Raw genomic sequence first — 13,861 nt, forward strand, 5'->3', positions numbered from 1 at the left:
CCACACGCTCCGTGAGAACGACGTACAGCCCATTCAGAGGGAAGCGATGAGTCAGGTGGTTGGATGGATGTTAGCGGTGATGCTTCGCGGCGCGGTGGAAGGGGGGACCGCCGAGGCGACTCCGGAGGCGCGGCGGATGGAAGCGCGGGCGGAGTACGACGCGGCGATCAAGCGAAGGGACGCGGGCGAGTACGCCGAGGCCCGTACACGGGCCGAGCACGCACTCAAGATCCGGGAGGCCGAGTTTGGCAACTCGCATCCCGAGGTCGCCGCATCCCTGGACCAGGTCGGTGAGCTCTACCTGCTTCAAGGAGAGCTGGCCCAGGCCGAGCCCCTCTTGCAGAGCGCGCGAGGCCTCCGGGAGAAGCTCCTCGGCAAGAGTCACCCCGACGTCGCCCTCTCGCTCCACCACCTCGCCACCCTTGCCCTGGAGCAGGGGTTGTACAGCCGGGCCGAGCCCCTCTTCCTGAGCGCGCTCTCGCTCCGGGAGGCCGCGCTCGACAAGAAACACCCCGACGTCGCCACGTCGGTCCACGGCCTCGCATCCCTCTACAACGCCCGGGGCCTGTACAGTCAGGCGGAGCCCCACTATGACCGCGCGCGCGAGTTGAGGGAGGCCGCGCTCGGCGGGCGGCACCCCGACTTCGCCACCTCCCTCAACGGCCTCGCCTCCCTCTACAGCGCCCAGGGATTGTATGACCAGGCCAAGAGCCTGCATGAGCGCGCGCTCTTGATTCAGGAGGCCGCGCTCGGCAAGAGCCACCCCGACATCGCCCTCTCACTCCACGGCCTCGCCTCCCTCCACAGAGACCAGGGGCGGTACAGCGAAGCCGAGCCCCTCATCCAGCGCGCGCTCGCCCTGCGAGAGGTTGCCCTTGGCAACAAACACCCCCATTTCGCCCGCTCGCTCCACCACCTCGCCGCGCTCTACCTGGACCAGGGGCAGTACGACCGGGCCGAGCCCATCGTGCAGCGCGCGCTCGAAATCCAGGAGGCCGCACTCGGCAAGAGCCACCCCGATGTCGCCACCTCACTCCACGACCTCGCCACCCTCTACAGCGCCCAGGGGCTGTATGGCCGGGCCCAGCCCCTCTACGAAAACGCGCTCAAGCTGAGGGAGACCGCGCTCGGGGAAAAACACCCCAAGGTCGCCACCTCGCTCCACCACCTCGCCACCTTCTATCTGAGCCAGGGGTTGTATGATCAGGCCGAGCCCCTGTTGCAGCGCGCGCTCAAGCTGAGGGAGACCGCGCTCGGGGAGAACCACCCCGAGGTCGCCACCTCGCTCCACCACCTCGCCACCCTCTATCTAGGCCAGGGATTGTACGGCCAGGCCGACCCCCTCTTCTGGCGCGCGCTGAAGCTCCAGGAGGCCACGCTCGGGGAGAAACACCCCGACTTCGCCACCTCGCTCCACGACCTCGGCACCCTCTACGCGCGCCAGGGGTTGTACGACCTGGCCCAACCCCTCTACGAGAACGCGCTCGAGCTGCGGGAGGCCGCGCTCGGCGGCAACCATCTCCACGTCGCCTCCTCGCTCCACGCCCTCGCCACGCTCTACGCGGACAATGGGCTGTACAACGAGGCAGAGCCCCGCTTGCTGCGCGCGCTCAAGCTGCGGGAGGAGACCCTCGGCGACAACCACCCCGACGTCGCCACCTCACTCGAGGAGCTCGCCCGGATCCGCATGGCCCAGCATCGCCTCGCCGACGCCCTGCCTCTCTACTCCCGCGCGTTCTCCATTTCCGAGCAGCGCCTGCGGCAGGAGGCGCTCGACTTCTCCGAGTCACGCCTCGCCAACTTCCTCCAGCAGTTGCGCACCTCCGAGGAGACGCTCTACACCCTGTTGCGCGCACACCCCGAGGACGCCCGCGTGCGGAACCTGGCCCTCAGCGCCGTGCTGCTGCTCAAGGGCCGCTCCGTCGAGGAGACGGCTCATATCTCCCGCACCCTCTACCAGAGCCTGAGCGCCGAGGACCGGGACACCCTCGAGAAGCTCCGGAGCCTGCGCGCCCAACTGGCGTCCCGCTCGCTCGCTGGCCCTGGCCCCCTGACTCCGTCCGCCTACCAACAGCAACTCAAGACCCTGACCGAGGAAGGTAACGCGCTCGAGGTGGACCTCGCCAAGCGCTCCGCCCCCCTGCGCTCCCTCACCGCGCTGCCCCCTCCCTCCCAGATCGTCGAGCGCGTCGCCGCCTCCCTCCCCAAGGACGGCGTGCTCGTCGAGTTCATCGCCTACAACGACAGTCCATTGGTCCTTCCCCCCCGAACGCCGCGTGTGAAGGTCCCCCGGCAGTTGCGCTACCTGGCGCTGGTGCTCTTCCCCGACGCCTCCACCCGCGCCGTGGACCTGGGTCCCGCGAGGCCCATCGACACCGCCGCCTCGCTCCTGCACCATGCCCTGGCCCATCGGGACCCGGCCTTCCAGACCATCGCCCACACGCTCTACCGGAGCGCCTTCCAACCCCTGCTGCCGCTGCTCGGCAACACCCGCCGCATCCTGTTGTCCCCCGATGGCCAGCTGGGTCTCATCCCCCTCGCCGTCCTCCACGACGGCCGGGGCTTCCTCGTGGACTCCTTCGACTTCACGTACCTCACCTCGGGCCGAGAGCTGCTGCCTCGATCCCAGGAAAGCGCTCCCTCCTCCTTCGTCTTCGTCCTCGCCGATCCCGACTTCTCGGCGTCCGCCACCATCGCGGCCAACAGCGCCCCGCCGTCCACCCCGCCCGCTGACGCGCTCGAGCGCTTCTTCCAGGATTCGCGCCCGCTCGTGCCCGGAAGCGCCTTCACACCGCTGCCGGGCACGCGGCGGGAAGCCGAGGGGATTCTGGGCCTGTTGCCCCAGGCGCAGATCTTCCTCGGTCCCGAGGCCACCAAGGAGCGGCTGCTGCATCTGCCCACCCCGGGCATCCTCCACCTGGCCACCCACGGTTTCTACCTTGGCAGCGCCGCCTCCTCCGACCCGGCCCCCCGCGCCGCGGTCTCGTTGGAGCAACCCGAAAGCCCTCCCCCGCCCCAGTCGCAGCCATTGCTCAACTCCGGCATCGTCCTGGCAACCCCGCGCGCCAAGGAGCCGGGTGATTCCGCGCTCCGCCCCGATTCCATCCTGGTCACGGCGCTGGAGCTGGCCGGACTCGACCTGTGGGGCACCCAACTGGTGGTCCTCTCCGCCTGTGACACGGGCCGCGGCGAGGTCCACCTGGGCCAGGGCATCTACGGCCTGCGCCGCGCCCTGGTGGTGGCCGGGGCGGAGACGGTGGTCATGAGCCTGTGGAGTGTGAACGACGACTCCACGCGCCTGCTCATGAAGGCCTACTACCGCAACCTCCTGGCGGGGCAGGGCCGCGCCTCCGCGTTGCGTGAGGCCATGCGCTCGCTGCGCGCGACCCATCCCCATCCCTACTACTGGGCTCCCTTCATCGCCCTGGGCAGCGATGCTCCCTTGAAGGCCATCACGCCCTCCGAGCCGAGGAAGCCAACGCCCTAGGCACCCGACCAGACCCTGACACGTCAATTCCCCGCCTGACATGTCGAACGGAGCGCGGACACGGCTCGCGGAGCAAGGGAGCGGCCGTGTTCCCCCGGGAAAAGTCCTGGCATCGGATCTGCAATCATGTGCGGCACGGACCCGCGCCCCCAGCCGGGTCCGCACCCTCCAGGGAGCCCCATGTCCTCCGCTCAAACCGTGTCGTCGCGCAGTGAGTCGTCCGCGTCCGAGTACCAGTACAACTACACGTACGTCGCTCCCCTCGCGCTGGCCCAGGAGGTCCCCGCGAGTCAGAAGCCCACGCTGGTGTGGTGGGGCCAGGTCATCGCGCAGGTCCTCCACATCGCCAGCAACCGCCTGCACTGGGTCCAGGAGCAGGAGCAGCGCAAGCACGGCGGCACGGCGCCCAGCACCGCGGCGCTGAGCGTGGACCTGTCCCACGTGGGGGTGGGCCGGTTGGAGCTCGCCCACCTCAAGAAGCTGCCCGCGCCCTCGACGCTGGCCGGCAAGCTGTTCGGCGAGCTGCACGAGTTCGGTGAGGCCGCCGAGCTGGCCGGGAAGACCGCGCTCCTGGCCCGCAAGGCCCACAACCAGGAGCTGGGCAGCCTGTTCGACGTGTTCAAGCTGGTGCTCGAGGCCATCACGACCAAGCCCACGGGCCGCCCGAACTCGATGCAGGACTACTTCAACCTCTTCACCACCCTGCCGCTGCCCGCGGAGGCCCCGAGCTACGAGGACGATGCCACCTTCACCTGGCTGCGCGTGGCGGGCTTCAACCCGCTCGTGATCCGCCGCGCCCGCACGCTCGAGGACACGCTCGGACTGCAGGACGCGTCGCTGAGCGCCGTGCTCGGCGAGGGCGACACGGTCCAGCGCGCCCTGAGCGAGGGACGGCTGTACCTGGCGGACTACCAGGCGCTCGCGCGCGTCATCAACGGCAACTTCCCCAACGGCCCCAAGTATGGCTTCGCGCCCCGCGCCCTGTTCGGCCTGCCTGCGGGCAGCGGACCGCGGCGGTTGCGCGCCCTGGGCATCCGTTGTGGCCAGGATGCGAGCGCCTACCCGCTCTACACGCCCGCGGACGGCGAGGCCTGGACGCAGGCCAAGACGACCGTTTCCGTGGCGGACGTGAACTACCACGAGATGATCTCCCACCTGGCGCACACGCACCTGCTCGTGGATCCCTTCGTGGTCGCCACCCACCGCAACCTGCCCGACGAGCATCCGGTGAGCGTGCTGCTGCGGCCCCACTTCGAGGGCACGCTGTACATCAACTACGCCGCCCATGAGCACCTCATCGCCCCCGGTGGAGACGTGGACATGATGATGGCCGGGACCATCCAGGCCACCCAGACACTCGCCGTGACGGCGCTGATCGATGACCCCTCGTTCGGCTTCAACCAGGGCATGCTGCCCAATGCCTTGCGGCAGCGGGATGTGAATGATCCCGACCTGGACTACCCCTACCGCGAGGACGCGAAGCTGCTGTGGGGTGCCATCGAGAACTGGGTGCGGGCCTACGTGGGCATCTATTACACCTCGGACACGGCGGTGGCCGAGGACACCGCGCTCCAGGCGTGGGCCGCCGAGGTGGCGTCCCAGAATGGCGGCCGGGTGAAGGGCTTCGGCGAGGAGGGCATCGCGGGCAAGCTGTCCACGGTGGACTACCTCATCCAGGCGCTCACCATGGTCATCTTCACCGGCAGCGCGCAGCACGCGGCGGTGAACTTCGCCCAGGCCGGAGTGATGACGTTCGTGCCGCTCGCGCCCGGCTCCGCCTACCGCGCCGCGCCCCCCAGCCGCGCCGATGCCGCGCTCAACCCGGGCCTCGACCAGTACCCGCCCCTGGACATGGCCGCCCTGCAGCTCGAATTCCTCTCGCTGCTCGGCGGGGTGCACCACACGAAGCTCGGGGACTACCCCTTCATGTGGTTCAAGAACCTGCACGTGCACGGCCACCTGAAGGCCTTCCAGGAGGACCTGGAGCGCATCGGCGCCACCATCCAGGAGCGCAACACCCAGCGCCTCTTCCCCTACCCCTACTTCATCCCCTCGGCGATCCCCCAGAGCATCAACATCTGAGCGCGCACGGCGCTCCCGCCCGGCGGTTCCTTCCGAAGTCAGCAAGCAGTACCAGTCCCACCGGCTCACCTTGAGCTCTCCCCGAGGGGAACCTTCCTCGGGGAGCGGCCGGGAGCCAGCGGAGCGAGCTCCGTGCTAACAGTTCTTCTTGTACAGATTGATGCAGGCCTCCCTGAACTGCTTTTGGGTGCACTTGCCATTCTGGTGGCAAATCCCAAGGCCATATTCAGGATCCCGGCACCAGTCGAGCACCACCCAGCATCCCGCGCCCATGGGCATGGCGTTCGGATTGTCGTCCGAGAAGGATTCCAGCTCGCGAGAGACGTTCTCTCCCTCCTGGAGGATGACCGAGTGGCCCTCCTCGTCCGTCACGATGTTGGGTTCGGCGCCCTCCGTACCGCCGCAAGCGGTGAGCATGGCGGCGAAGGCCCATCCGAGAAGAGACTTCTTCATGAGGTGCGTGTCCTTTCGTGAAGCCAGGTGGATTCACAAATTAATGACGCGGTGATTGACCAAAAGGGCTGGGCACCCACATCGAGACGAAAAGCGCGCGTCTGTTCACATCCCGTCATCCCCGGACAGGACTCACACCCGGGCGGTGAGCAGGGAGCTCTTGTCCACGCGGCGAGCCTGGTTACAGCCCGTAGTCCTCCAGCAGCTTCAGCCACACCTCGCTCACGGTGGGAAACGCGGGGACGGCGTGCCAGAGCGTGTCGAGTGACACCTCTCCCGCGATGGCGATCGTGGCCGCATGAAGCATCTCTCCCACCTCCGGCCCGGTGAAGGTCGCGCCCACGATGATCCGGCGCTTTTCGTCCACCACCAGCTTCACGGTGCCAGAGAGCCCCTTGCCCAGCAGCGAGGTGCCCGTCACCTCCTCGAGGGCCTTCTCCACTGTGCGCACGGGCAGCCCCGCCTCGCGGGCCTTGGCCTCGGTGAGCCCCACCCCGGCCGCCTGCGGATGGGTGAAGACGACCTGGGGTGTCGCCTTCGCGTCCGCCCACGCTCGCGCCTGCTTGCCCGCGATGATGTCGCCCACCTGGCGAGCCTGGTACTTGCCCATGTGCGTGAGGAGGTTGCGTCCGTTGACGTCGCCGCAGGCGTAGAGCCAACCGCCTTCCACGCCCTTCGCGCGGAGCTGATCATCCACCTCCACCGGCTTGCCGCCCTGGAGGCCCACCGTCTCCAATCCCAGCGCGTCCGTGCGGGGCACCCGGCCCATGGCGACCAGGATTTCGTCCGCGCGAACCTCCTCGTCATTCGACAGCGTCACCGTCACCTCGCCCTTGCCCCCGGGACGGTGGACGCGCGTGGCCGTCACGCCCAGCAGCACACGCACTCCGGCATCCCTCAGCCCCTGGGCCACCTGCTCGCCGACGAAGGGCTCCATTCGGGACAGCAGGCCCTTTCCACGCTGGACCAGCGTCACCTCGGAGCCCAGCACCCGCCAGGCCTGTGCCAGCTCCACCGCCACCGCGCCGCCGCCCAGCACCACCAACCGCTTGGGGACCTCCTTGGACGCGGTGCCCTGGCGGTTGTCCCAGGGATTCGCCTCCTTCAGCCCGGAAACGTCCGGGATGCGCGGCTGACTGCCGGTGGCCAGCACCACCGCCTTCCGGGCCTCCAGCTCGCGCGCCGAGCCGTCCTTGCCCTCCACCCGCACCTTGCGCGGGCCGGTGAGTCTCCCGGTGCCACGCACCACCTTCAGCTTCGCGTCCTCCGCCCACTTCACCTGGGAGTCGTCCTGGTAGTTGCTCACCATGGAGTCCCGGTAGGCCAGCACCGCGCGAGCGTCGATGGCGCCCTTCAGGGTTTCGCGCACGCCCGTGGCGTGCTCCGCCAGCCACCGCGCCTCCCCCGGACGCAAGAGGACCTTGCTGGGAACGCAGGCCCAATAGGAGCACTCACCGCCGAGCAGTTCCCGCTCCACCAAAGCCACCGACAGCCCGGCCTGCGCGGCGCGAGCACCAGCGACTTCCCCCGCGGGCCCCGCTCCAATCACCACCACGTCGAAAGCTTCCGCCATGTGCACTCACCTCGTGCCCGCTCCATAGCGCGAAGGCGGGTCGAGCCCCCGAGACGTTGGGATTCACGTCCGCTGCTGGAAAGTGAGGTTGGTCACCAGCCGACAGCTGTCATGGGGGAGGGACCGCCTGACGACGGCGGCCCCGTCCGAACTCACTGATAGCTGACGCCGAGCGCTTGAACAGGCTCCGAACGGGACGTCGCCGTGCCATCGCCGAGCTGACCAGAGCCGTTGAAGCCCCAGGACCACGCGGCCCCATCGGGTTTGGTGGCCAGGGTGTGCTGACTGCCCTGGGCCAGGGTCGCGACATTCGACAACCAGGGCACTTGCACCGGGCGGAAGCGGCCCGCGTTGGAGTAGCCCGCGAAATACGCGACGATATCCAGGCCCCAATTCCACACGGTGCCATCACTGAGCAGCGCCGCCGAGGTCGAGCTGCCGGCGCCAATGGCCACCACCCCCGTCAAGCCATACACCTGGACCGGACTGGAGCGGGTCAACGAGGAGCTGTCTCCCAGCTGGCCCCAGCCATTGGTGCCCCAGGCCCACACGGTGCCCTCCTGCTTCAACGCCATCGAGTAGGCGTTTCCCGCGGAGATGGCGGACACATCCGTGAAGGCAGACACTTGAGCCGGCAGCTTCAGACACCCGCCAGTCGTGCCCGTGCCGAGTTCCCCCTGGGTATTGGCGCCCCAGGTCCACACGGTGCCATCCTGCATCAACGCCATGGAATGGCTGGCTCCCGCGGCCAGTGCGATGACTCCCGAGAGCGAGGGCACCTGCACGGGTGAATTCCGCGTGAACTGGGTGCCGTCGCCCAACTGGCAGTTCGAGTTGTCGCCCCAGGCCCAGACGGTGCCGTCCTGCTTGAGCGCCAGCGAGTGGGTACCCCCCGCCGCGACGGACACCACGTCCGAGAGTCCCACCGTTTGAGCCGGCGCGGAGTAATCCCCGCTGAGACCCTTGCCCACCTGGCCCTTGGTGTTGTCACCCCAACCCCACACCGTGCCATTCGTCTTCACCGCCAAGGAGTGGCCTCCGCCGGCCGAGATCGACGCCACCTCGTTGAGACCCACCACCTTGACCGGAGCCTTGCGGAGGGTCGTCGTCCCATCTCCGAGCTGGCGCCTGGAGTTTTCCCCCCATGCCCAGACGGTGCCATCCTGTCGCCGTTGCAGGTTGAAGGAGGTGCCTCCCGCGAGCTGGTACGGCAGGCTGGGCGCGGGCACCTCGACGGTGAAGGCCAGATCGTCCCGGTCCGCGTAGGAGTAGGGGTCCGACCAACAGGGGCCCGAGGCCATTCCCCGCTGGAACGCCGCGCGAATGGCCTGGACGCGCCCGCCGCCCGTGGGCAGCGTGTAGGTGGCCCGCATCGTCTGCGCGTCGGGGAAGAAGCTCCAAATGGTCGTGATGGGGACCCACTGCGGTTGGGTCGCATCCGCCGTGTAGTACAGGTCCAGGGAGTCGTACTGGGAGAAGGCGAAGGCGACCCAGACATCCACCTCGATGGTCACCTGCTTGCCCGGAGCCAGGTTGCTTCCATCGGTGGTGAAGATCCGCACGCGCTCCACCGATTCGTCGCGCATGTAGGTCCCCGAGGGCTGGTCCGCGCAGGTGCCCTTCAAGGTGTTGGGGGCGTTGGGCTCGCGCTGTTGCGTTCCGCGCCGATTGACGAGGTAGTTCGTGTCACAGCCCGCCGCCGGGGCCGCGCACGTGGGCACCTTCAGGGTCGAGTCGTAGCGCGCCGCCAACAGCGTCAACGGCGAGGAGAGGGAGCCCACCGACTCGGCGCGAACCTCCGCGTCCTCCTGCTGGCCACAGGCCAGCGCCAGGGCAGTGCCCATCCAGACCGCCCCAAGACGCAACCGCTTCCATTGCTCAGTCATGTGCCCCTCTTCCCTCGCGTGAGAGTCCAGACCTTCTACCCGCGGTGGGTGGAGCCAGGCTTCCGAGCGCACGCCAAGCCATTGAGCCAAGACGCCAGTCCATCGAGCACGTCGGCTCCCCCTGGGCGGCATCAGAGGGTGATAGTTCGATGCTTCAGCTGCCCTACGGGTGGTACTGGAGCTGCAACTGGGCGCCCCGCTCGTTGAAGGGATGGTCGGCGCCCTGAACGGACACCCAGCCACACTCCCCCCGGTTCCACAGGTCGACCACCTGGTTGTCCGAGCTGTAGTTGGCCTGGCCAGAGGCGTAGTAGCCCACCACCTCGAACTGGTTGGCCGCCACCGCGAACGAAGTACCCCGCAGGTCGACGTTGCCCAGTCCGGGATTGCCGAAGTCACAGTTCATGGCCGAGGCGTAGGCCACGGAGGTGACGGCGAGGCCGTGCCAGAGCAGCCCGGAAGAAGAGGAGAAGGTCTGGTCGGCGGTGCTCACGCGCAGGGTGGCGGGGTCGATGCGAACCTTGGAGTAGAGGGTCCGCACGTTGGAGCCTCCCCCATTGTTGTAGCCCGCGGTGTACTGGGAGAAGTTGCTCGCGGCGCCCGTCGAGGGCAGCGACAGGTACTCCGTGGGCGTGCCCGCCATGTCGTGGCAGTAGGCCGTCCAGGGCTGGGTTGCGTCGCCGTTGACGTACAGCACGTACTCACCATCCGCCGCCGGAGAATGGGCGCTCTTGAATTCCTGGCAGCTCGCCGGGGCGCTGGTCAGCGCCCGTTGCTCCATTCGAAGGTTCGCCGCATCCCCGCTCGTACCAACGTCACTGGCGTCACAGCCCGTGGAGAGCGTGGCGAGCCCCATGAAGAGCGTAACGAGGGCCGAGCTGCGCGGGGAGGGCTCCGCGCTCGCCAGGGGCAGACGGGGGGTGTTCCGGGTCAACATGGGGGAAATCCTTCGGGTCGATCAGTGCATGTGGAGGCACATGCGCATGACCCAGAAAACACGGATTTCCAGACAAGTAATCAAAATTCATTTTCACTGAAACAAACGCATACAAGGACGACGAAGAGGGGAAATCCTCCGCGGCGAACCCGCGCTCAGGCGGACTGCTGGACTTCCTCGTCCGCGTCCGCCTCGCCCGGCAGGGGCAAGAGGCTCTCGTCCTCGTCCAGGCGCGAGCCGGGGGGCTTGCGCTCCAGCAGCGCGAGCACCGCGGGGAAGAGCACCGTCGTCCCCAGGAAGGCGCACGCCACGCCCAGCAGGGCCAGCTCGCCAATGGACTTGAGGCCCGGATGCCGCGCGGTGAGCAGCGCGCCATAGCCCGCGGCGTTGGACAGCGTGGCCACCACCGCCGCCACCCCCGTGGTGCGCACCACGTGGGCCAGCGAGCCCGGCCCCTCCTCCCGGTAGCGGTGGTAGAGGTGCACCGCGTTGTCCACCGCGATGGCCAGGAGGTTGGGCAGCACCACCGCGTTGATGAAGTTGAGCTTGAGCCCGTACAGGTGCATCGCCGCCGGCAGGCACGCGAGCCCCACGTACAGCGGCCCCGCGACCAGCCCCGCCCGCCGGATGCTGCGCAGGCTCATCGCCATCATCGCGAACACCGCCAGGCCCGCCGCCAGCAGCAGCCCGGGGCCGTCCTTCCGCACCAGCTCGAAGATGCGGTAGGCGATGAGGTTGGAGTCGAGCACCTTCATGTCCAGCCCCCGCGCCTTCGCCACCTCGCGCAGCTCGTCCATCTGCGCGCCGAAGCGGTGCAGCGCGTCCGTGTCCGACAGCGACTCGCGCTTGAAGGCCATCACGAAGCTGCCCTCGCCATCCAGCGCGGTGAAGCGGCGGCGGACCTCGGCGGGAAGCGCCTCGGCGCCGTAGGGCTTCGCATCGAGCAGCGCCTCCATGCGATCCAACGCCGGGCGCAGCCGGTCCGACGTCCGGGCCTCCTCGGGCAGGTCCTCCATGAAGGCGCGCAGCGCGGCACGCTCCGCCTCCACGTCCGCGCCCGTGCGCGGCAGGAAGTCGTTGAGCGATACCACCTCGGCGAACGTCCGGTCCTTGCCGTGACGGGCCTCCAGCTCGCGCAGCGTGGTGGCGAGCTGACCCGCCTGGGCCACGTCCGGCGACAGGAAGACGGTGGGCGCGTGGCGCCGTCCGAGCTGGGCGATGATGTGGTCATCCAGGCGCGTGGCGGCGAACTCCCCGCGCAGCTTGCGCATGTTGGGCTCGAAGCCGATCGTCCCCGCCACCGAGGCCGAGTAGGCCACGAGGGCGCCCACGCCCACGACGATGCCCACCAGGAGCCCCCGGGGTACCGGCCGCGGCGAGCCGCGGCGAGGCCGGTGCGGCAGGGGTGCCGCCGCGCGCGAGGGCCGCAGCCGCTCGGTGAGGGCGATGAGCGTGGGGCCCACCAGGTACGTGGCCAGCACCGTGCACATCACGCCCGAGGCGGCGATCCACCCGAACTGGGCGAAGGCCTGGAACTGGGCGAGCGTGAGCGCGGCGAAGGCGGCCGCGTTGGTGCACGCGGACGTGAGCGCCCCGGCCCAGGTGCCCTGCACGGCGGCGATCAACGCGGCCTCGGCGGGCAGCTCGCGGCGCTCCTCCGAGTAGCGCATGGCCAGGTGCAGGCCGTACTCGATGCCCAGGCCGATGAGGATGGCCACCAGGAAGCCGGTGATGATGTTGAGGTAGCCGATGGTCAGCTGCACCACGGCGAAGGTGACGAGCAGGCCCGCGCCCACGGGGAGGCCCACCACCGCCAGCGAGGTGAGGCGCCGGCACGACAGGGCGACGATCAGCGCGGCGATGAGCCCCGAGAGCATGGAGGCGCGCGTGAGATCCTCGCGCATGCGCCGGTCCTCCTCGATGCGCAGCACATGCGTGCCCGTGGCGTCCGTGCGCACGCCCGGAAAGCCCTTGGCCACCTCGTCGCTCGTGGCTTGCACCCGCGACACCAGTTGCTGGGCGAACACCAGGTCCCCCGCGAGGCCCGCCGGCTTGACGAACAGGTACAGCTCGCGCCCATCCGGCGACGTCAGGTACTCGCTCACCCCCAGCTTGGGCGCGTGCTTGCGGGCGATCTCCTCGAAGGTGAGCGGCGGCGTGTCATCCAGCGACACGAAGAGCGGGTTGGCCGCGAGCTTCTGCTGCCGCAGCGCCTCCTCCAGGTCCTCGCGCAGGCCCTTGAGCTGGGGCGCGGACAGGAGGAGCAGGGAGCGGTCCGCGAAGAAGCGCGTGTCATAGCGGTATTCGACGTAGCGCACCTCCTCCAGCGTCTCGAGCCGGGGCGCGAGCGCATGGGCGAAGCGGCGCAACTCCTCCGGCGCCGCCCCCTGGGCGCGGAGCACCAGGTAGCCATCGCCCCCCGCCTTCTGGGACACGGTCTCCAGGTCGCTCACCTCGACGGTGTGCGCGGGGAGCAGCTCCACGAAGGAGCCATGAAAAAGCAGGCGCGAGGCGAGCATGCCCGCCAGGAGCGCCACCACCACGGCACACGCGAGCACCCGCCCCGGCCGTCGGTATGACAGCCGGGCGAAGCGCTCCATCCCACCGCCGAAGTCCACAGGGAAACGCACACAGCCTCACAGAGCAACGAAGGGCGGGTCCGGCACTTCCCGCCGACACATGGTTGTGTCACGAAATCCTCCGGACCCCAAGGAGCCGGGGTCCGGCGTAACAATTCTTAAGAGCCTTGCTTGCCTGCTTGCCCTCCGCCGCGAGACATGCTGGGGCGCCGTACCACCGACATCCTCCGCCCCCACCCAGGACACCGTCTCCATGAAGAAGCAGTCCCCCTCAGTGCTCGTCCTCGTCCGCCACGGAGAAACCGCCTGGAGCCGCAGCGGCCAGCACACGGGACGCACGGACATCCCCCTCCTGGAAGACGGGCGCCGCATGGGCACCCGGCTGCGCGCGCCCCTGAGCCAGTGGACCTTCTCCGCGGTGTGGACGAGCCCCCTGAGCCGCGCGAGCGACACGTGCGCCCTGGCGGGCTTCGGGGATGTCTCCGAGCCACGAGCGGACCTGATGGAGTGGGATTATGGCGCATATGAGGGCAAGACGAAGGAGGAGATCCGCGCCCTCCGGCCCGGCTGGAAGATCTGGACGGACGGGGTGCCCGGGGGCGAGTCCGCCCAGGACGTGGGCGCCCGCGCCGATCGCGTCATCACCGAGGCCCGAGCCGTGGATGGCCATGTGCTCGTCTTCGCCCACAGTCACCTGTTGAGGGTGCTCGGCGCGCGCTGGCTCGGTCTGGCCGCCACCGAGGGACGCTTCTTCGTGCTAGGCACCGCGGCCATCAGCGTGCTGTCGCTCGATCCGGACACGCAGCAGCCCGTCATCCAGCGCTGGAACGACATGTCCCACCTGTCTTGAACCCATCCACCGGA

The 13,861-nt window shown here is 68.9% G+C and carries 8 protein-coding genes; 3 read left to right on the forward strand and 5 right to left on the reverse strand.

Going from position 1 to position 13,861, the window contains the following annotated elements; genetic code table 11:
- Positions 1 to 46 precede the first annotated feature (46 nt).
- Both MEBOL_RS09200 and MEBOL_RS09205 read left to right on the forward strand, forming a co-directional pair.
- Positions 47 to 3,487: a CHAT domain-containing tetratricopeptide repeat protein gene (locus MEBOL_RS09200; protein WP_245919597.1), complete on the forward strand. Its 3,441-nt coding sequence runs from the start codon at positions 47 to 49 to the stop codon at positions 3,485 to 3,487.
- Positions 3,488 to 3,667: 180 nt separating this feature from the next.
- Entirely contained in the window at positions 3,668 to 5,569 is a 1,902-nt protein-coding gene (locus MEBOL_RS09205; RefSeq protein WP_157774831.1) for a lipoxygenase family protein, read from the forward strand.
- Positions 5,570 to 5,704: 135 nt separating this feature from the next.
- Here MEBOL_RS09205 and MEBOL_RS09210 read toward each other — a convergent pair whose 3' ends face one another.
- The 5 genes from MEBOL_RS09210 to MEBOL_RS09230 form a co-directional block, all read right to left on the reverse strand.
- Positions 5,705 to 6,022, reverse strand: coding sequence for a hypothetical protein (locus tag MEBOL_RS09210; protein WP_095977065.1), 318 nt, complete (start codon positions 6,020 to 6,022; stop codon positions 5,705 to 5,707).
- Between the two features lie 181 nt (positions 6,023 to 6,203).
- Positions 6,204 to 7,595, reverse strand: a complete 1,392-nt coding sequence (locus tag MEBOL_RS09215) for a dihydrolipoyl dehydrogenase family protein (RefSeq protein ID WP_095977066.1) — start codon at positions 7,593 to 7,595, stop codon at positions 6,204 to 6,206.
- Between the two features lie 152 nt (positions 7,596 to 7,747).
- Entirely contained in the window at positions 7,748 to 9,481 is a 1,734-nt protein-coding gene (locus MEBOL_RS09220) for an RCC1 domain-containing protein (protein ID WP_157774832.1), read from the reverse strand.
- A gap of 163 nt (positions 9,482 to 9,644) precedes the next feature.
- Positions 9,645 to 10,418, reverse strand: coding sequence for a GON domain-containing protein (locus tag MEBOL_RS09225; RefSeq protein WP_095977068.1), 774 nt, complete (start codon positions 10,416 to 10,418; stop codon positions 9,645 to 9,647).
- 155 nt (positions 10,419 to 10,573) lie between these two features.
- A complete protein-coding gene (locus MEBOL_RS09230; RefSeq protein WP_245919599.1) occupies positions 10,574 to 13,048 on the reverse strand; it encodes an efflux RND transporter permease subunit in 2,475 nt (824 codons plus the stop codon).
- 202 nt (positions 13,049 to 13,250) lie between these two features.
- Here MEBOL_RS09230 and MEBOL_RS09235 point away from each other — a divergent pair, with 202 nt between their 5' ends.
- Positions 13,251 to 13,847, forward strand: coding sequence for a histidine phosphatase family protein (locus MEBOL_RS09235; RefSeq protein ID WP_095977070.1), 597 nt, complete (start codon positions 13,251 to 13,253; stop codon positions 13,845 to 13,847).
- Positions 13,848 to 13,861: the final 14 nt, after the last annotated feature.

Source organism: Melittangium boletus DSM 14713, from assembly GCF_002305855.1.
Taxonomy (GTDB): domain Bacteria; phylum Myxococcota; class Myxococcia; order Myxococcales; family Myxococcaceae; genus Cystobacter; species Cystobacter boletus.